General features: G+C 45.4%; 15 protein-coding genes and 1 riboswitch. Of the genes, 8 read left to right on the top strand and 7 right to left on the bottom strand.

The window, feature by feature from the left end; translation table 11 throughout:
* Positions 1-13: 13 nt before the first annotated feature.
* Entirely contained in the window at positions 14-1,690 is a 1,677-nt protein-coding gene (locus ACFOEE_RS13735; RefSeq protein ID WP_377125233.1) for a recombinase family protein, read from the bottom strand.
* 25 nt (positions 1,691-1,715) lie between these two features.
* On the opposite strand from ACFOEE_RS13735, the gene ACFOEE_RS13730 reads away from it, so the two are divergent.
* Together ACFOEE_RS13730 and ACFOEE_RS13725 are read left to right on the top strand one after the other, a co-directional pair.
* Positions 1,716-2,702, top strand: a complete 987-nt coding sequence (locus ACFOEE_RS13730) for a DUF2333 family protein (protein WP_377125230.1) — start codon at positions 1,716-1,718, stop codon at positions 2,700-2,702.
* Positions 2,703-2,708: 6 nt separating this feature from the next.
* Entirely contained in the window at positions 2,709-3,476 is a 768-nt protein-coding gene (locus ACFOEE_RS13725; RefSeq protein ID WP_377125227.1) for a TIGR04219 family outer membrane beta-barrel protein, read from the top strand.
* A gap of 53 nt (positions 3,477-3,529) precedes the next feature.
* Here ACFOEE_RS13725 and ACFOEE_RS13720 read toward each other — a convergent pair whose 3' ends face one another.
* Positions 3,530-4,414, bottom strand: a complete 885-nt coding sequence (locus ACFOEE_RS13720) for a TIGR03899 family protein (RefSeq protein WP_377125225.1) — start codon at positions 4,412-4,414, stop codon at positions 3,530-3,532.
* A 508-nt stretch (positions 4,415-4,922) separates the two neighbouring features.
* Between ACFOEE_RS13720 and ACFOEE_RS13715 the strand changes: the two genes are divergently transcribed.
* A complete protein-coding gene (locus ACFOEE_RS13715; RefSeq protein ID WP_377125222.1) occupies positions 4,923-7,127 on the top strand; it encodes a putative bifunctional diguanylate cyclase/phosphodiesterase in 2,205 nt (734 codons plus the stop codon).
* A gap of 84 nt (positions 7,128-7,211) precedes the next feature.
* Positions 7,212-9,425 (top strand): YgiQ family radical SAM protein, encoded by a 2,214-nt coding sequence (locus ACFOEE_RS13710; protein ID WP_377125219.1) that lies wholly within the window; start codon positions 7,212-7,214, stop codon positions 9,423-9,425.
* 56 nt (positions 9,426-9,481) lie between these two features.
* Here the strand turns inward: ACFOEE_RS13710 and ACFOEE_RS13705 are convergent, their stop codons facing one another.
* Both ACFOEE_RS13705 and coaD read right to left on the bottom strand, forming a co-directional pair.
* On the bottom strand, positions 9,482-10,858 hold the full coding sequence (locus ACFOEE_RS13705; RefSeq protein ID WP_377125216.1) for a capsule assembly Wzi family protein: 1,377 nt from the start codon (positions 10,856-10,858) through the stop codon (positions 9,482-9,484).
* Entirely contained in the window at positions 10,855-11,337 is a 483-nt protein-coding gene (gene coaD / locus ACFOEE_RS13700; RefSeq protein ID WP_377125213.1) for a pantetheine-phosphate adenylyltransferase, read from the bottom strand. Before coaD ends, ACFOEE_RS13705 begins: the two co-directional genes overlap by 4 nt.
* 242 nt (positions 11,338-11,579) lie before the next feature.
* Here coaD and ACFOEE_RS13695 point away from each other — a divergent pair, with 242 nt between their 5' ends.
* Both ACFOEE_RS13695 and thiI read left to right on the top strand, forming a co-directional pair.
* A complete protein-coding gene (locus tag ACFOEE_RS13695; protein ID WP_377125210.1) occupies positions 11,580-12,236 on the top strand; it encodes a TetR/AcrR family transcriptional regulator in 657 nt (218 codons plus the stop codon).
* 176 nt (positions 12,237-12,412) lie between these two features.
* Entirely contained in the window at positions 12,413-13,885 is a 1,473-nt protein-coding gene (gene thiI / locus ACFOEE_RS13690) for a tRNA uracil 4-sulfurtransferase ThiI (RefSeq protein WP_377125207.1), read from the top strand.
* 71 nt (positions 13,886-13,956) lie between these two features.
* Here the strand turns inward: thiI and ACFOEE_RS13685 are convergent, their stop codons facing one another.
* Both ACFOEE_RS13685 and ACFOEE_RS13680 read right to left on the bottom strand, forming a co-directional pair.
* A complete protein-coding gene (locus ACFOEE_RS13685) occupies positions 13,957-14,865 on the bottom strand; it encodes a ketopantoate reductase family protein (RefSeq protein WP_377125204.1) in 909 nt (302 codons plus the stop codon).
* A complete protein-coding gene (locus ACFOEE_RS13680; protein ID WP_377125201.1) occupies positions 14,843-15,205 on the bottom strand; it encodes a VanZ family protein in 363 nt (120 codons plus the stop codon). The genes ACFOEE_RS13685 and ACFOEE_RS13680 overlap by 23 nt, the downstream gene beginning before the upstream one ends.
* Before the next feature lie 142 nt (positions 15,206-15,347).
* Here ACFOEE_RS13680 and ACFOEE_RS13675 point away from each other — a divergent pair, with 142 nt between their 5' ends.
* Positions 15,348-15,830 (top strand): YajQ family cyclic di-GMP-binding protein, encoded by a 483-nt coding sequence (locus ACFOEE_RS13675; protein ID WP_377125198.1) that lies wholly within the window; start codon positions 15,348-15,350, stop codon positions 15,828-15,830.
* 96 nt (positions 15,831-15,926) lie between these two features.
* A riboswitch (cobalamin riboswitch) is annotated at positions 15,927-16,102 on the top strand.
* Positions 16,103-16,138: 36 nt separating this feature from the next.
* Complete coding sequence (locus ACFOEE_RS13670; protein ID WP_377125195.1) at positions 16,139-17,983, top strand: TonB-dependent receptor domain-containing protein; 1,845 nt, start codon at positions 16,139-16,141, stop codon at positions 17,981-17,983.
* A gap of 115 nt (positions 17,984-18,098) precedes the next feature.
* Here the strand turns inward: ACFOEE_RS13670 and msrA are convergent, their stop codons facing one another.
* Positions 18,099-18,629, bottom strand: a complete 531-nt coding sequence (gene msrA, locus ACFOEE_RS13665) for a peptide-methionine (S)-S-oxide reductase MsrA (RefSeq protein ID WP_377125192.1) — start codon at positions 18,627-18,629, stop codon at positions 18,099-18,101.
* Between the last annotated feature and the right edge of the window lie 11 nt (positions 18,630-18,640).

Genomic DNA, 18,640 nt, shown 5'->3' with positions numbered 1-18,640 from the left:
TCCGGGGCTTTCGTCATGTAGGAGTCTGGGTAAGGTTTCGATATACAACTTTGCCATCGTCAGATTCCATAACCTCTACTGCTCGCGAGGATTTACTATCTAAAGTCAAGAGGATATTAACCCCGGAAGTATAACCAATAGTGCAAAGAGGCTTATCTTTATCCCCGTTGGCGTATCCAAAAGAAATTCTGTGAATAATCAGTTTCAATTGTCTCTGAATTTTGATTCTTACATCTATTAACTCATCATCTGACATGGAATTTATGTCCGCTATGGCAGCAGTTAGCTCATCACGAATCATTTCAGGGGCCATCATTCCTGTATTGTTAAGCTCATCAATTTTAGCTTTTAGCCTAGCGGCTTCTTGGTCAATTTTTTCGATTTCAGTTGTTAAAGCGGACAGCCTTTTGATAACCATGTCATTTTCACCATCCAGCATTAATAAGCGTTCAAATGCTGTTTTGTTCCGCTCTCTTTGACTTGAAAGAACATCTAGTTCGGTTTGTAATGATTTTGATAGAGAAAGCGACTTTTCGGGTATTAGAACAGCATGCCAGTTTAGTTCAGAGCAATATTTGAAGAATGCTTTTTCAAATTCAGGGTAGCGGAATGAAACTCGTGGCTGACATGGGCCGTTCATCAAGGATTGTTTGCAAACTAAATATGAATTGCCAGCGCCTTTGTTTTCAAATTGCATCATAGAGCCACAAGAGGCGCATGTGCATAATCCTCGGAACAAGTTCGAAGCTTTGCCAGTTTTACCCGAGTTGCTGCCTATGTCATTTGGTTGAATCAATTTGTTGGCTTTAACCCAATCACTCTCGCTCACTGTCTCTGGGTATAATTTGACCTCAGGCAAGTCGTTACATATAACTCGTTTACCCTTAACTAAATGGTGTGGTTCGTAATAGCCACATACACGCCGGGTTCGAAGTAATGATTGGATGAATGACTTGTTCCATGTTTTTGATAGGCCAAACGGTTTGATGTCCATATCATTAAGTCCTGATATGACTTTATGAATCTTCCACCCCCGATTGATTATCCAATCAAAAATTATTCGAATGACATCAGCATATTCCGGGATTTCAATGTAGGTTTCCGAACTTCTATCATACTTTAGCCAAGATGGTCCTCTGTTACCTAATGCTTTTCCGTGCTCTAATGCCTGTTCCTTTTTATTGCGCCATGCTCGTTTGCATCGGTCTGATTTTTTCTGCGACTCTCCATGCCCCAAAGCTAATTGATGAATAACAAGCATTAATGTTGTGGTGTTTTCATTAACCGATTGTCGTGTGTATTTTTGTCGGTCAGCGAGTGAGACTATCTCAATACCTTTTTTCAAGATATTTAAAACGACTGCCATCGCATCAACGATTTCATCACGCGACAATCGGTCAAATTGTTCAATCACTAAAATACTTCCCGGTGCTATACGTCCCTGTTCCGCCATCGACAAAAATCCACCTAGAGCAGTATTATCTGAGAGGTTATTTTTGTATGATTTCCATGCGGAAACCCCTAAGTCTTGCATATCTAAGGTTTGGTCTAGAGGAATGTTGATGTTAGGGTTATCTGCAAGCCACTCATTTAGCATTTCAGTTTGGCGTTTTTTGGAGTGTCCTCGCTCCTGCTTGGCAGAACTAAAGCGGACATAACTGTATATTTTTGGCTTATATTCATATTGCATAAGTCACCGTAACTCTGGATATGAGATGAATCTACTAAACTTTAAAACAGTGTTGGCAGGTTTCGCAGCAGTAGTCGTAATGTTGTATGCTGTCACTTTATGGGCATCGATAGAGCCTGAGCCTTTTGACCCTCTTGAGGTCGCGAAGTCTGAACTTAAACCCGGCCAACAGATGGTGACCGGGTATGTTACGACTACCGCACTTATTCACGTAGTAGATACATTATTACATAAGGCATTTGGATATACATCCAATGATGTCTTGCCACCTAGTGTGATGATGGACAACATGCCTGCATGGGAATTTGGTGCATTAGAAATGGTGCGGGATATGTCGCTTTCTATGCGCAAAGATTTCAGCCGCTCGCAGTCGCAATCGACAGAACATCCGAGCCTGAAAAAAGCCCAACCACAGTTTAACATTAGTTCTACCGCATGGATGTGGCCAAGTGCTGAGGGTGAATACCGGACAGGGATAAAGTACCTTTACGAATACCGCACTCAAATAGCCAATCAGCAGGATATCAATAGCCAGTTTTATGCGCGTGCAGATAACTTAAGAGGTTGGTTAAAAGAAGCCGAAAAACGCTTAGGTAGTTTGAGCCAACGTTTGAGTGCCAGTGTTGGGCAAGATCGGGTGAATACCGATTTAGCGGGCGATAGCGCGGCACATCAAGCGACTTTTGCACCCGGTAGTAATCAAATTAAAACATCTTGGTGGCAAATTGATGATGTATTCTATGAAGCCAGAGGGGCAACTTGGGCACTGCTGCATTTTTTAAAAGCGGTTGAATACGATTTTGCCGATGTATTAGATAAGAAAAATGCCCGTGTCAGTTTGCACCAAATCGTACGTGAATTGGAAGCGACCCAAGATACCGTGTGGAGCCCAATGATCTTAAATGGCAGTGGTTTTGGTCTAGTAGCAAACCATTCATTGGTTATGGCTAATTATATTTCGCGTGCCAATGCGGCACTGATTGAATTAAGTGAACTCTTAGCGCAAGGATAATTTTTGATGAAAAAACTCACTTTGGCAGCTGCGTTAGCGGTAGCAAGCATGGCGCCTGTTGCTCATGCAGACACCTTGTTAGGTTTTTATATTGGAGCTGAAGGTTGGAAAGCGGACAATGAAGGTAGCTTCGCTGAGCGTGGTAATTTGCAGAACTTCAATTTCAAAGACGAAACTTTTAGTAGTTTTTACGCTGCACTTGAGCACCCAATCCCATTAGTGCCGAACTTAAAAATTAAACATACCGAGTTAGAATTAACCGGTAGCACTACACTGACTGAAACCTTTGAATTTGGTGATACGGTATACCGTACTAACACCACCGCAACCACAGTATCCGACCTCAGTCACAATGACTTTATTCTGTATTATGAGCTATTTGATAACGATTTAGTGTCGTTTGATTTTGGTATCAACGTTAAGCAGTTTGACGGTGATTTAAAAGTGACAGGCGAAGACCAAGCCACTGGTCAATCTAAATCTGAAACAGTGTCATTCTCAGGTTATGTACCAATGGGCTACCTAAAAGCTGAAGTTGGTTTACCTTTCACTGGTTTAAGCGTATTTGCCGAAGGCAGTATGCTCAGCATTGATGACAGCAGCATTCGTGATTACCAAGTCGGTGTGGCGTGGGAGTTTATTGATAATATGGCGGTAGATGTAGCGCTACGTGCGGGCTATCGTTCAATGCAATTAGAATTAGATGATGTTGACAATATCGACACGGATATGGATTTTTCAGGTCCGTTCCTTGGTTTGCAGCTACATTTCTAAGCAAAGTTAAAGTTGATGGCAAATGTACTTGTCATCAACTTGCCCAAGCGGCTTTATGATTCTTGCCAGCTGAGCTGGAACTCTTCCTCAAATGCCTGTTGTAGTAGTTGCCGATACGGTTTACTGACCGAGGTACTGATCAATTTGCGCAGTTCATCACCCGTTTGCGTGAGCTTGTAGTAACTTAATACCAAGTCGTTACTTTTGGCGTTTAAAATAAGCTTTTTACGTTGAAAGCTCAACACAATTTGCTGCTCCGCTTTCAGCTCCGCGGATTCAATTTCCTGCCGATACAGTAAATTTATATCCATTAGCGTCAATATATGGGGAAAGCTTAGCCCTGCTTTACTGAGATTAATGGTTTCGCGATTACCCTTACGCAACAAATCAAAAAATGACGGTTTTTTGTAGTAGCCAAGCAAAATAATATGGCTGTCGTCTTTTTCCAAATAACCACATAAGGCGGCGCAGCGCTGCAGCGCATCGGCTTCACGCTGGGTCATTTGTTTTAGCGTTTGCAGGCTTTTAATCGAAAACGTACCGGGGTTAATGGTTTCGCCGACTAAGATTTTTGCCCACAGCAACTGCATGCTGGCATTGGCGGTATCTTCGGCAAGGTGAATAAACTTGTCTATCCAGTCAGCATCTGGGCGCCCGCCGCTGGTGACTTCTGGGCACACCCGCATGGCCTCACTCATGATGGCTTCGATGTTCTTTTGACGCTGAATTTTTGCCAATTGCTGACGCTTAAGCGCGCGGCGCAAAATGCTGGCATCGCTATTAATAGCAAATGCAGGACGACTACGACCGGAGGCATTGTAACCCCCTTCGCTGCTACTGCCGACTTGGCGTAGATCGTTTTTACTGATGGCATAACCCAATTTATCTTCAATGATATGAGCCAAACTGAGTCGAGCCTGGGCATTTTTTATCGTCATGATGTTGTTGCCAAACAAAGAGAATGTTTTTTAATACCATGCCAGCGCGGTAGTTACTAGGGCGTGTTGACTTTTTAGGTATGATTTTTGTTCAAATCAAAGGCTTTTAATACGCGAACTGAGCAATCTAGCATAGTGGGCCTATGTAAATTGCGAATGACAAAGTAGTGAAAGCCTTTGCTTGAACCCTGCGGGCAGCCCTGCCTTGCCTAAATACCTAACTTACGGCGGAAAAAACAAACTGCAAAGGTCAACAAGCCCTAATGTTTCCTAAGCTAACAGGGTAAACACTTGCTTTGCCAATTTATTTTGCCGCGACTGGACGCAAGGTACAGATCATCTACTATAATATTTCATGACTGTTAATAAAGACTTCGCCGTCATCACTAAAATGTATCACAACTAAGATAAGCTGATTGTGATCATTGCTTTGCTAAAGCATAGTGAACCTTGCCAGACCTGAGTGTGATGTTGAATACACATGTTGTAAAAACTTGAAGGAAGTAGAATGGCACCAGAAGAAAACGATTTCCTATTTGCCGACCACGAAGACGACATTCAGCCTGCTCAGGAATTACATGGCTGTTGGGATGTGTTGGTGGTGGACGATGATCCGGAAATCCATTCGGTGACTAAACTGGCTTTGTCAGGTGTGACATTTTGGAATCGTTCGTTGCGTTTTCATGATGCATTTTCGGGTCAGCAAGCTATCGCACTTCTTAAAGAAAACCCCAGTATTTGTGTGCTATTGCTCGACGTGGTGATGGAAACTGACGATGCTGGCTTGCAAGTGGTGAAGCGGGTGCGCGATGAGTTAAAAAACCACTTTGTGCGCATTATTTTACGTACCGGCCAGCCAGGCTACGCGCCGGAAGAGCATGTTATTCGCGAATATGATATCAACGACTACAAAACTAAAACTGAACTCACCCGCAGTAAATTAGTGACGGCTTTGATGACCGCTATTCGTTCTTACGACCAACTCGTGCAACTCGAAGCGCACAATGATTCTTTAGCCAGTATTTTGGATGCCTCCAAGGCCATTTTAGGTCATACCGATATTCGCGCCTACAGTGCAGCTGTGATCAATCAGCTAGCAAAAATCCTTGATACTGCACCGCGCGGTATTTTGTGCGGTATGGTGTCGGACGAAAAACGCATTAATGTGCTCGGTGGTAGTCACGAATATGAAGAGTACTTTGGCCTTGGTTTGGAGCAGCTTGATAATGGCCGCATTATCATGCAAGTGCAAAACTGCTTTGACTGCCTTTGCCATTTACGTACCGAACATGAAGCGACCTTTGCGCTAAGAAGTAAATCCCGTAACGCAGCAATTTATTTGGAATTAGAATGCACGCCTAATGCTGCGCAATTACAATTTGCTGAGCTATTTTTGACTAACGTCAGTGTTGGCTTGGACAATGTGCGGCTGTTTAACAAACTGCGCGATGTTGCTTACAAAGATCAACTCACTAAACTCCCCAATCGTGCCAATTTTGTTGAGCAAATCGAACTCTTTTATCAACCCAACCAGAATGAATTGGTGTTGGTGATTTTAGATATTGCGCAGTTTTCGGATATCAACAACGGTTTAGGTCAGGAAGTGGGCAATTTATTGTTGCAGGCGGTGATGGAGCGCTTAAGGTTGGAATGCCCTGAAGCACAACTGTTGTCGCGAATTGGCGCGGACGTATTCGCGTTACTGTTGCCGCGCGCACCATTCGACGAAGGGGAGTTTCTTGACGCTTTGATGTTCCCCTACGCGGTTGGCGAACATGTATTATCTGTGCATTTCCATATTGGGGTGTGTGAGCAACAAGATTTCCACCGCCAAGGCTTAGAGACGTTGAAAATGGCCTATATTGCCCTCAACCAAGCGAAAATAGGGAAAGTCAGCAGTGGTCGGTATTCACCGGATCTTGAAGAAAAAATGGCTTGGCGCTTAGGGATAATCCGGCAGTTGCGGCAAGACTTCGAGCACCATAAGTTGGAAGTATGGTATCAGCCGCAATTGTGCTTTAAAAGCTTGCAAGTTATCGGTTGTGAGGCCTTGTTACGCTGGCCCTCCGGCAATGGCAATTATATCTCGCCTGCGGTGTTTGTGCCTTTGGCTGAAGATGCTGGCTTGATTGTTGATATCGGGCAATGGGTGTTAGAGCAAGCATGTTTGCAGCAACGTCAGCTCGCCAGTGTGGGTTGTGATATTAGTGTGGCAGTAAACGTCTCAGTGCCACAATTCAAAGTGCCCCATTATGCCGAGCGCGTAAAAGAAACCCTCACTCGACATCAGATCCCAGCCAATAAAATTGAGCTTGAAGTCACTGAAAGCGTGGTGATGGACGATATTGGTGGGGTGGTTGCAACTCTGCAGGAGCTCAAAGAGTTTGGTGTTGAGGTGGCCATTGATGACTTTGGTACTGGCTTCTCATCACTCAGTTATTTACAAAAGCTGCCCTTGGCACGACTAAAAATCGACCGTGCATTTATTAAAGATATTCCCGAAACCGATAGTGGCGCAATTGCGTCATTGGTGATTGCACTGGGTAAGAGTTTAGGCCTTAAAACCATTGCTGAAGGGGTGGAAACTGAAGCTCAGGCAGCTATCCTTAAACAGCTTGGTTGTGATGAAGTGCAGGGGTTTTTATATGCGAAACCCATGAAAGCTGACGAACTCCTGATTTTTTTGCAACAACACAAAGCGTGTAAGGTGTGAATCATCAGTTCTGACGCTGTTTTTCTTTGTTAAGACGTGTATAATTCGCTCCTTTTTTAGCCACGATTTGACCCGACGGTGACCATGAGCGGATTAAAAGCTGAACGTTCGTTATTTTCCTATCCTAAGTACTGGGCTGAATGCTACGGTCCTGCGCCTTTCTTACCTACTTCCCGTGCTGAGATGGCCAAATTAGGCTGGGACAGCTGCGACATTATTATTGTCACAGGTGACGCTTATGTCGATCACCCAAGCTTTGGTATGGCGGTAATTGGCCGTGTACTTGAAGCACAAGGCTTCCGGGTGGGGATCATTGCCCAACCGGACTGGTCAAACAAAGACGCCTTTATGGCGCTTGGCAAACCAAACCTATTTTACGGTATTACCGCGGGCAACATGGACTCGATGATCAACCGTTATACGGCTGAAAAACGTATTCGCCATGATGATGCGTATACGCCAGGTAATGAAGGCGGCAAGCGTCCAGATCGCGCCGTTATTGTTTATAGCCAACGCTGTAAAGAAGCCTACAGTGATGTGCCGATTGTGATTGGTGGTATTGAAGCCAGTTTGCGCCGTATTGCCCATTATGATTATTGGCAAGAAAAAGTGCGTCGCAGTATTATTTTTGATGCCAAGGCTGATATCCTGATCTACGGTAACGCCGAGCGTCCACTGGTTGAAGTGGCGCATCGTATTGCTGGTGGTGAAAGCGTCGAAACCATTCAAGACGTACGTGGTACGGCGGTGATCCGCAAGACGCCATTGCCGGGATGGCGTGGCAGTGATTCCACCGCGATTGATAAAGTCGGTAAAATTGACCCTATCCCAAACCCTTATGGTGCGGACGATGTTGGTTGTAGTAAATCTGAATTTGCCCAAGCTGGAATAGATTTAGCAGCCGAAGCCGCTAAGCCGATTGTAGTGCAACCGCCACGTTTAAAACCGTGGGAAAAGGCCTACGTAAAACTGCCAGCGTTTGAGCAAGTGAGTGTCAACAAACCGCTTTATGCTCATGCTTCACGAATTCTACACCAAGAAACTAACCCAGGCTGTGCGCGGGCATTATACCAACGCCATGGCGACCGCTACGTGTGGGTTAACCCTCCGGCATTTCCATTAGAAACTGAAGAAATGGACCACGTCTTTGGTTTGCCGTATCAACGTATTGCTCACCCTATGTATGGCAATGCGAAAATCCCAGCCTATGACATGATCAAAACTTCGGTGAACATCATGCGCGGCTGCTTTGGTGGTTGTAGTTTCTGCTCTATTACTGAGCACGAAGGCCGTATTATCCAAAGCCGCTCGCAAGAATCTATCTTGGATGAAATTGCGCAAATTCGTGACAAAGTGCCCGGCTTTACTGGCGTAATTTCTGACTTAGGTGGCCCAACTGCTAACATGTACGGCTTGCGCTGTAAGAATAAAAAAGCCGAAAGCACCTGTCGCCGTTTGTCTTGTGTCTATCCGTCGATTTGTGAACATATGGACACCGACCACACCCCGACTATCGAGCTCTATCAAAAAGCCCGTAAAGTCGATGGGGTGAAGAAAATTCTGATTGCTTCGGGTGTGCGTTACGATTTAGCGATACAAGATCCGCGTTATGTCAAAGAGTTAGTTAGCCATCACGTCGGTGGTTATCTCAAAATCGCGCCTGAGCATACCGAAGAAGGCCCATTATCTAAGATGATGAAACCGGGGATGGGCGCTTATCAACGCTTTAAAGAGTTATTTGAACAATACTCAAAAGAAGCCGGTAAGAAGCAGTATTTGATCCCTTACTTCATTTCTGCGCACCCGGGTACGTCGGATGAAGACATGGTGAATTTGGCCTTGTGGTTGAAGTCGCAGGACTTCAGATTGGATCAAGTGCAGAATTTCTATCCATCGCCGATGGCCAATGCAACGACCATTTACCACACTGAAATGAACTCGCTGCGTAATCTAAAAAATAACACTGAGCGTGTTACTGTGCCAAAAGGCGCACGCCAACGTCGCTTGCATAAAGCTTTGTTGCGTTATCATGACGAGTCAGGTTGGCCGATTATTCGTGAAGCGCTACGTGCTATGGGCAAAGCCAATTTGATTGGTAAAGGCCCGCAGTGTTTGGTGCCAGAAGAAGGGCGCAATGAGAAACAACCAGCGAGTAAAGGGCGTCCAGCCCTGACCAAACATACTGGCTTTTCGCAGTTTAAAAAGGCCAATACCAAACCGCGTGTTGGCGACAACAAAAAACGTGGCGCACCCACGCGCGACGGGCAAAGCCAAGCCAAGAGGCAGGCAAGTCGTTAATGAGAAAAGGCAAGCGTCAAGCTTGCCTTTTTCTTATCGCGCTGCATTCGCTCAGGTTAAAACTGGTACTGCCAACTGACGCTAAAGGCGCTGTTGTTCTCTGTGCTAATCTCGCTGCTGTCAGTATTTTTCACGTCGCTGCGGATATAACGTGCTGAGACTTGCAGTAGACCATTAAACAAGCCTTGCTGATATTCTAGCTTGGCTTCTTGTCTATCGTTACCGTATTCACCATCGCTATGCCGTAGCGTTACGCCATAGCCTCTGCCATCCGCTTCAAAGCGTTGCCAACCCGCGCTCCACACTTGGGTTTGTGGGCCATTGGCGGCACCCAGCCAAAAGTCACGTTGCGTAAATTGACTGAAGGGTTGACTCACCGCAGGGCAGCCAATGGCTTGGCTGTTGCTATCGCAGTCAAATGTTTGGTCGCTGTATTCCAGATACCATTTGCTGCGGCTATGTTGGCTGCCTGTAAACGTTTCTACACCTAGCGTCATAATCGGGTCGTGAGGTAATAATCCAGACTGATTGTGCCCCATCCATTCACCATAAACAGCAAAAGGGATGTGATTTAGGTGAGTCGAGTATTTCACATCAAGGCTTTGTAAGGTTTGCTTATCATACTCGCTCACTGCAATCTGACGCTCTTGGTCAAATACAAAAGCGCTGCTTAAGGTGCTGGTGGCAAGTTCAAGCCCAGTTATAGGTGTGGCGGCGAAGCGCAGCGCCCAAAGGCGCCCATCTTGTGGATTAGCCTGAGTTGGGCGTTGTTTGGCAACTAGTGCGGTCACTTGCCATGCCCCTAAAAAGGATAAAAACGATGGCCCAAGATGGCTATTGGCGCGAGTTGCTCGCACTGCTGTCATAGTCGGAGCGTGGTTAGAAAGCAGTAGTGCGTTATCGTTGCTTGGCCCCCACCAATAAGATAAGCGTTCAGCACTGAGTGCCCAGTTATCAAATAGCACCGCAAGGTGGCTGCCATCGTGGTTGAGTTGTTTGCCGTCAAGGCCATCACTTTGGTAATTGACCGCCACTTTAGCACTGACCACATCGCCGGTGATTACACCAAAACTATCAATCCCGCTTTTGGCTTTATCGCGCTCAGCAAAACCTTGTTTAAGGTCGGGGTCGCTCGAGTAATACGCGCGCACTGAGGAATAACGTTCGCGCTTCGCTTGGCTCAAGGCGTGCTGTAAATGTTGCAGGGCGAATTGCCCATCCGCCGGTAAGGTGCTGCTGTCGGCCTGTTGGATATCGTGAGCTAGCGCTTGCCACATCAGCGGATATTGATTAACTGGATGGCTAATAACGCCATAACTGGCGAGTAAATCAATAGAATGTTTTAGTTGCTGCTCGCCCGCTGCAATCCAAGGTGAGGCGATGGCAGGGGAGCCGAATAGCGCGCCAAGCGCACACCACAGTCGGTAGTTCATCCGTGTAATTTTTCCTCTAATGCTTTGGCAACCAAAGGGTGCACAAATTGACTGACATCACCGTTATGTAATGCCACTTCTTTAACTAAAGTTGATGAGATAAAAGAATTTTTTTCTGCTGGCGTAAGAAAGACACTTTCCAGATCAGGATTGAGACGACGATTCATGTTGGCAAGCTGAAACTCGTAATCGAAGTCGGAAGCAGCACGGATCCCGCGAATAAGCACATTGGCTTGTTGCTCTTTGGCTAAGTTTACCAGTAAACCACTAAAGCCAATCACCTGCACATTCGGTAAATCTTTGGTGATTTCCTTGGCTAAAGCAACGCGTTCATCTAGGCTAAAACACGGTTTTTTACTGGGATTATGCGCAATCGCAAGTACCACAGTGTCAAACATTTTTGCGGCGCGCTGAATTAAATCGGTATGACCATTGGTTAAAGGATCAAAGGTTCCAGGGTATAAGGCAATGACCTTCATAGTGATTTTCTACTTTGCGAGATTATCGGATATCTTAGCAAGCTTTATTAAGAATATCAGCCGTTGTAGGCGACAAATCGTTGCATAAAGGAAACTTATCTAACGTGAATACAATTCAATTCCGTATAGATTCTGGGGTTTTTTCCCGAGATAAATTCATAGTGCTATAACTGCTAGAATGAATTGGCTATACTGCCGCCATTATCGCTCGCGAAGTGAGCATTAACCTGTGAGACTGGGCTATGAATACCAAGGAAAAAATCATTCGCACTAGTATTGCTATGTTTAACCTAAACGGCGAGCGGGCGGTGACGACTAACCATATCGCCGCTAGTTTAGGTATAAGTCCAGGCAATCTCTATTATCATTTTAAAAATAAAGAAGACATCATTCGACAAATTTTCACTCTCTATAGTGAGCATCTTAATACGCATTTCAAGCCGCTAAATTTAGGTGATGATCCTTTAGCGCAACTCACACAATACCTTGATTCATTGTTTGACTTGATGTGGCGGTATCACTTTTTCTACGACAATCTCACCGAAATATTGGCCCGTGATACCCAGCTGAAAAAAGACTACATCACGTTTCAGTCAAATCTGTACGAGCAAGTAAAAGCTGTGGTGATTGCGCTGCGCGAAGCAAACGTAATCGCAATTGATGACGGCGACGCCAAAGAGTTAGCGCATATGTTGAAAATGACGGTGAGCTTTTGGACGCCGTATGTCAAAGCAAGGCGCATGACAGGCATGCTGGAGCAGCAAGATATTTATAACGGTATCGTGAAGGTGTTGATGTTGTTTAAACCCTATTGCACTGCGATGAGCCGAGAAAAAATCAATACCTTACAACAGCATTACCAAACCTTAGCGGATGAATCTTTACCTAGCATAGCTTAAACTTAGGGTTGGGTAAAAAAACAGCAGTTTCTTGCTGCTGAGTGTTTTGCTATAATCCCGCGCCTTATTGCTGGGCGCGGGATTTTTATTTTTAAGTAAGCTCTCGCTAACCGTAAAAGCCTAATTTTCATAGGCTGACGGATTATTCAGCACCGAACAGTAGCCGAGTGAGTCGTATGTTAAAATTCATCATTAAATTGCATCCCGAGATCATTATTAAAAGTAAATCTGTGCGTAAGCGCTTTACTTTAATGCTTGAGCGTAACATTAAAATGATCTTGCGTCGTTTTGATGAGCAGGTCGAAGTGAAAAATCACTGGGATAACATAGCTATCACCAGTCACACTACAGATGAAGCAATGCGCTTGACCTTTATTGATGAACTCATGCGTATTCCAGGTATTGAACAAGTAATTGAGGTCACTGAAACTCACTTCTCCACCTTAGATGATATTTATCAAAGTGCTTTCCCTTTACTGCGTGATTCATTGGTGGGTAAGACTTTCTGCGTGCGCGTTAAGCGTCAGGGTAAACACGAATTTACCTCTACAGAAGTAGAGCGTTATGTTGGTGGTGGTTTAAATCAAAACATTCCCTCTGCATCGGTTAAGTTGGCTCACCCAGAAGTGACCGTGAAGATTGAGATTAAAGATCAGCGTGCTTATATTTTTAGCCAAGTGTTCCGTGGTTTAGGTGGTTTCCCACTGCCAACGCAAGACGATGTGCTGTCCCTGATTTCTGGTGGTTTTGACTCAGGTGTCGCCACCTATCACATGATCCGTAAGGGGGCGCGTACGCATTTCTTATTCTTTAATCTCGGTGGTGCGGCGCATGAAATTGGCGTAAAACAAGTGAGTCATTACTTGTGGCAGCAATTTAGTTCGACCCACAAAGTAAAATTTATCAGTGTGGACTTTGAACCTGTAGTCGCAGAGATCTTAGAAAACATCGAAAGCGGCTCAATGGGGGTGGTATTAAAGCGTATGATGATGCGTGCTGGCAGCCAAATCGCGGAACGTTTGAATATTCCGGCGCTAGTGACAGGGGAAAGTATCGGTCAGGTGTCGAGCCAAACTTTGGTGAACTTAAGTGTGATTGACCGTGTGACCGAAACCTTGATTTTGCGTCCACTGATTCACTTGGACAAACAAGAGATCATCCGCACCGCGCGTGCTATTGGCACCTTGGAAATGGCTGAAGCCATGCCAGAATACTGTGGCGTGATCTCGAAAAAGCCTAACGTAAAAACTAAGCTTGAAAGCATAGTTGCGGAAGAACAAAAGTTCGACTTTGATATCCTCAACACTGTCGTGGCGAATGCCAAAGTCATGGATATTCGTGATATCGAAGTAGAAGCAAAACAGGAAGTGAAAGAAGCTGAGTCAGTGTCTGCCTTACCACCAGGGGCTGTGGTGCTAGATATTCGTTCCCCAGAGGAAGAGGATGCAGCGCCACTTGAGCTTGATGGTATTGCTGTGAAACACCTGCCATTCTTCCGTTTAGCCACCCAGTTTGGCGATTTACCGCAGGATGTGGAATATTACCTGTACTGCCAAAAAGGCGTGATGAGTCAGCTTCAAGCGTTGATCTTACACGAAAAAGGCTTCAACAACGTGAAGGTTTATAAGCCTGCAAAAAACCAAGCTTAAACTGCGAAAAAGGCGCCACTGGCGCCTTTTTGCATTTTAATGGGTAGGTTTACAGCTTAATGCGCGGCGCTTTACACTTGGCTCAGTGCCTCAATTTCAGTTAGCAGCTTGGCATTAAACGGGGTAGGGTAATGATGCTTTTTGCCAAGCGCAACAATATAGCCGCAAATCGCCGTGATTTCAGTTTGCCGACCCAGGCTTATATCTTGCAGCATTGACGAGCGATTGGCGGCAGTTTGTTGCATCACTAAATAGGCTTGATTTAAGGCATCTGCCAGCACACAGCGATAGCCTTCCAAAGCGGCTAAATGTACAGCTTCATTCAATAAGCCAATGACTGTGGTGGCATATTTTGGTGCGCGCAGTTGGCCATTACAGACTTGGTCGCGGGCAGTAAGCGGATTGATAGCAATATTAACAAAAAGCTTTTGCCAGCGTATTTGCGCAATATTGTGATGCCAGTGCGCATCCACAATACTGGTCAAACAGGCATCAACTAGTGGGCAACGAGACTGTGCTGCAGACGTTATCGCACCTAACCAAGTACGGCCAACACCACGATGCACCACATGCTGAGGGCCTTTTAAATAAGCACCTTGAGAAGTGGTCGCAAAGTAGAGTTTGTGCTGTGGGGTCAATGTTGCGCTAAATGCGCTGAGATCAGACATGCCATTATGGCTAATCACAATGCTCGCGGCTGGATGCAGATAAGGGCGCAGCTGAGCTAGCGCCTCAGGTAATTGATAGGCTTTGACGCACACCAATACAAAACGCAAGCTGCTAGGGACTAAGGTCGCAAACGTCGCATTTTTGATAGTTTGCGTGCTGATTTCAGTTTGCCATTCGTAAAGCCAAGCTTTAGTGCTTGGCTTGCGGGTGATAACTGTAACTTGGTGGTCTCGACTCAGGGCTTTGGCAAATAGCTGCCCAATCGCACCTGCGCCTAAAATTGCGATGTCAAGCGGTGCGTTTACGGACATATTTGCGCCACACAAAATAACCCGCAAAGTAGCTTAGCGCCCCTAAGCAGTCGGCATAAAAGTCATATAACGATGCTTGGCGATGTGGCACCATTGATTGCAATACTTCAATCCCAGCACCATAACCGGCGAGCATCAGCAAGTGCAGCCATACAGGTAAACGAAAGGCGTGATGTAACACAAAAGCGAGGCCAAAAAAGATTAGAAAATGGGCAACTTTGTCAGCGTTAGCAAAAGTAATTACGCTGCTGTTCACTTCTTTGACGAATAATGCAGTACAGGCTATCAGACATCCTAACAACATGATTTGATAAACGCGCCGTGTCACTTCTCTTTCCATTTCTACCACTTTAGTGTGGCGAGTATACCATCGAATTCTAGATACAACATGAATAATTCCGACCGTGATAAAATTGTCATGGCCTTTCCCTAAACTCAAGATTGGCTGGTATACTAGGGCTAAGCAATTTGAGGAGAAAAGTATGCCTTCTTTTGACATTGTGTCAGAAATTGAAATGACTGAAGCGAAAAACGCGGTTGAAAACGCAGCGCGTGAATTAGAAACCCGTTATGACTTCCGTGGTGTTACTGCGTCGATTGAGTTGGACGAGAAAGAAGTGGTGCTAAAAGGTGAAGCTGAGCATCAATTATTGCAGTTGTTTGATATTTTAGTCAGCAAAGCAGCAAAACGCGGATTAGACGTAGCCTGCTTTGATTTGCAAGATGTGGTGCATTCTGGCCGTACTTACTCTCGTAAAGTGGTGTTAAAGCAAGGCATCGACAAAGATATGGCGAAGAAAATCACTAAGCTTATCAAAGAGTCTAAGCTTAAAGTGCAATCTAGCATTCAAGGTGAAGAAATACGCGTGACGGGTAAAAGCCGTGACGACCTGCAACAAGTGATGCAATTAGTGCGTACTGCTGAATTAGGCCAACCTTTCCAATTTAAAAACTTCCGCGATTAATTTGCTTCAGAAAGCGATGATATTAGCGTACAAAAGGTGCTTTGGCACCTTTTGGCTTTCTAGACGTCCATTGACTTTTGTGTGCTAAATTCGCACAATAGCGCCTCGTTTCAAGGTGCTTAGATGACGGGGTGAGGAAAACCCAGCGCTAAGATAATCGGGAAGCTTGGTGCGGTGCTTAGGAAGCCCCAATGCCAACACTGCCCCCGCAACGGTAATTAAAGGGTTTTGCCTTTAAGAGTCCGGAGACCGGCCTTGAATTGTCATTCACATCATGCTTGTGCGGTGGGCGCAGGTCAGGGGAAATCATGCTAAATAAATCTCTGCTTTGCAGTGCAATCGCTGCGGCACTTTCGTTTTCTGCGTTGGCAGATAATTCATCAACATCTTTAGAGCGCATCACGGTTACTGCGAATAAAATTGCGCAACCGCTAAATCAAGTCCTCGCGTCAGTTACTGTCATTGAGCGTGTGGAGATTGAGCAAAGTGGTGCGGCCGATTTAGTCACTGTGCTGCAAACGCAAGCGGGTTTTCAAGTTAATGCCAATGGCGGTTTAGGTCAAAATGCGGGCGTATCACTACGTGGCGCCAGCACGCGCCACACACTTGTGTTGTTAGACGGGGTACGGGTTGGCTCGGCCACCTTAGGCTATAAAACGCTAGCGAATATCCCGCTTAACAGTATTGAACGTATTGAAGTGGTGAAAGGCTCACGCGCTGCGGTGTATGGTTCAGATGCGTTGGCGGGTGTTATTAACATCATCACTCGTAACGCAGTCGGTGGTCAAATTGATATTGCCATTGGTTCAGATAGCTACCGCAGTGCGGACTTGGCAACAGGTACGCAAATTGGTGGTTTGGCCTTAGCCTTTAACGCGGGTTATCAAAAAACCGATGGTTTTGATGTATTGCAAACCAAGCAACCAGATGAAGACGGTTATGAAAACGTCAACGTGGGCTTTAATGCAGCTTATCAAGATGAACAGCTTGGCGATTTTAAAGCTATGCTACAGCGTAGCCAAGGTGAAGCCTATTACGACAGTGGTTTTGGTTCTGCGGATACGGAAATCTACAAAGGTGAGTTTACCAATCAAGTATGGGCGTTGGGCTGGCAAAAAGCGCTGCTAGAAAATCTTACCGTGAGTGCGACACTAAGTCGTGCAACCGATGAATCAGATGATGTTGGCGAAGGATACACGTCAGAATTTTATACTGAGCGGAAAAGCCAAGATTTATTAGTGCAATATAGCCCCCTCACGGCACTCAATACTTTGCTTGGTTATAGCAAAGTAACTGAAGATGTCGGTGGTTCTTCAACTGCTTATGATGTGACCGAGCGCGACCTTGAAGCATGGTTTGCTGGGGCGACCTATGAGTACCAAGCTTGGCTTGCGGAAGCCGTAGTACGTGAAGAACATAATTCGCAGTATGGTAACGAGTTTACTTACAGCACAGCGCTAGGCTATCGTGTGAATGAGCTACTGACCGTGCGCGCGTCGCAAAATACCGGTTTTAAAGCGCCGACTTTTAACGATTTGTATTATCCAAATTCAGGCAATTTAGCACTGCGCCCAGAAAGCTCAACCAATCAGGAGTTAGGTTTAACTTTAGCGCGTGACGATGTGTCTTTGACTTTGGCGGTATTTAGAACCGACTACGAAGATAAAATTGCTTGGGCGCCTTCTGCTGGTAACCCAAATAAATGGCTGCCATCGAATGTCAACCAAGCACGTCATGAAGGGTTTGAACTGACGCAGCAACACAGCTTCTACGGTTATAAATCAACTTGGAACTATACCTATCTTGATGCCAAAGACTTAGATAACAGCAAAGCACTGAACTATGTCTCTAAGCACAGTGCAAACTGGGCGCTTAGCAAAGAGTGGCAAGATTGGCGCGTTGGTGGTGAGTGGCAATTGCGTGGAAAACGCGAAGGTAAATATACCCAATTGCCGTCGTACGCGTTGTTTAACTTAGTGACAGGGTACACGCTTTCTGAAGGTTTTGTGTTGACGCTCCGTGTTGAGAATCTCTTTGACCGCGACTATCAAGGGGTAGATGCGGGTGTAAAAGTGTTTGGCGATCCAAGCTCAGTATTTTATTACAACACTCCTGGTCGCCGTGCTTACTTAAGCTTTAACGCTGAATTTTAAGTGATTGCTTAGGGTTGAATGAAAAATGCCGCTCATTTGAACGGCATTTTTTTTCATTTTGACCGTGCCATGGGGCGGCGCCTGTGACTAGCATCTGGCAGCTAGTGCTCAGGTGTTAGTCTAAGTAGTCAGCAAAATACTCGCTAAATTTAGCCAGTTTAGGGGCTATCATGACACTACAATAGCCTTGATTTGGGTTCAGGTTAAAATAATCCTGATGATAATTTTCTGCACAATAATAGGTATCTGCTGGACTAACTTCGGTCACGATAGGTGCGGCATACTCGCTTTGTAATGCACCTATCAAATCAAGTGCAGCTTGCTGCTGTGTCTCATCATGATAAAACACCACACTACGATATTGCGTACCAACGTCGTTGCCTTGACGGTTCAATTGCGTCGGATCATGTAGTGCAAAAAACATCTTCAGCAACTCGGTAAAACTAATCACACTCGCATCAAAGCTAAGTTGTACCACCTCAGCATGACCGGTTAAACCACTACAGACGGCTTTGTAGCTTGGATTGGCGATACTGCCACCCATATAGCCGGATGATACGTGGCTTACTCCTTTGACGCGACGAAACGCCGCGTCAATACACCAAAAACACCCGCCGCCAAACGTGGCTGTGCTGTACTGGCTCATATAACTCTTCC

Source organism: Pseudoalteromonas fenneropenaei (assembly GCF_042643375.1).
Classification (GTDB): Bacteria; Pseudomonadota; Gammaproteobacteria; order Enterobacterales; family Alteromonadaceae; genus Pseudoalteromonas; species Pseudoalteromonas fenneropenaei.
The sequence above is the reverse complement of the archived record's forward strand: the minus strand, read 5'-3'. Positions and strand labels throughout refer to the sequence as shown.

Coding starts and splice junctions, on each gene's coding strand:
- ACFOEE_RS13695 (WP_377125210.1), top strand. CDS start 11,580: ATGAATACCAAGGAAAAAATCATTCGCACTAGTATTGCTATGTTTAAC.
- ACFOEE_RS13715 (WP_377125222.1), top strand. CDS start 4,923: ATGGCACCAGAAGAAAACGATTTCCTATTTGCCGACCACGAAGACGAC.
- ACFOEE_RS13670 (WP_377125195.1), top strand. CDS start 16,139: ATGCTAAATAAATCTCTGCTTTGCAGTGCAATCGCTGCGGCACTTTCG.
- coaD (WP_377125213.1), bottom strand. CDS start 11,337: ATGAAGGTCATTGCCTTATACCCTGGAACCTTTGATCCTTTAACCAAT.
- thiI (WP_377125207.1), top strand. CDS start 12,413: ATGTTAAAATTCATCATTAAATTGCATCCCGAGATCATTATTAAAAGT.
- ACFOEE_RS13675 (WP_377125198.1), top strand. CDS start 15,348: ATGCCTTCTTTTGACATTGTGTCAGAAATTGAAATGACTGAAGCGAAA.
- ACFOEE_RS13710 (WP_377125219.1), top strand. CDS start 7,212: ATGAGCGGATTAAAAGCTGAACGTTCGTTATTTTCCTATCCTAAGTAC.
- ACFOEE_RS13685 (WP_377125204.1), bottom strand. CDS start 14,865: ATGTCCGTAAACGCACCGCTTGACATCGCAATTTTAGGCGCAGGTGCG.
- ACFOEE_RS13680 (WP_377125201.1), bottom strand. CDS start 15,205: ATGGAAAGAGAAGTGACACGGCGCGTTTATCAAATCATGTTGTTAGGA.
- ACFOEE_RS13705 (WP_377125216.1), bottom strand. CDS start 10,858: ATGAACTACCGACTGTGGTGTGCGCTTGGCGCGCTATTCGGCTCCCCT.
- msrA (WP_377125192.1), bottom strand. CDS start 18,629: ATGAGCCAGTACAGCACAGCCACGTTTGGCGGCGGGTGTTTTTGGTGT.
- ACFOEE_RS13730 (WP_377125230.1), top strand. CDS start 1,716: ATGAATCTACTAAACTTTAAAACAGTGTTGGCAGGTTTCGCAGCAGTA.
- ACFOEE_RS13720 (WP_377125225.1), bottom strand. CDS start 4,414: ATGACGATAAAAAATGCCCAGGCTCGACTCAGTTTGGCTCATATCATT.
- ACFOEE_RS13725 (WP_377125227.1), top strand. CDS start 2,709: ATGAAAAAACTCACTTTGGCAGCTGCGTTAGCGGTAGCAAGCATGGCG.
- ACFOEE_RS13735 (WP_377125233.1), bottom strand. CDS start 1,690: ATGCAATATGAATATAAGCCAAAAATATACAGTTATGTCCGCTTTAGT.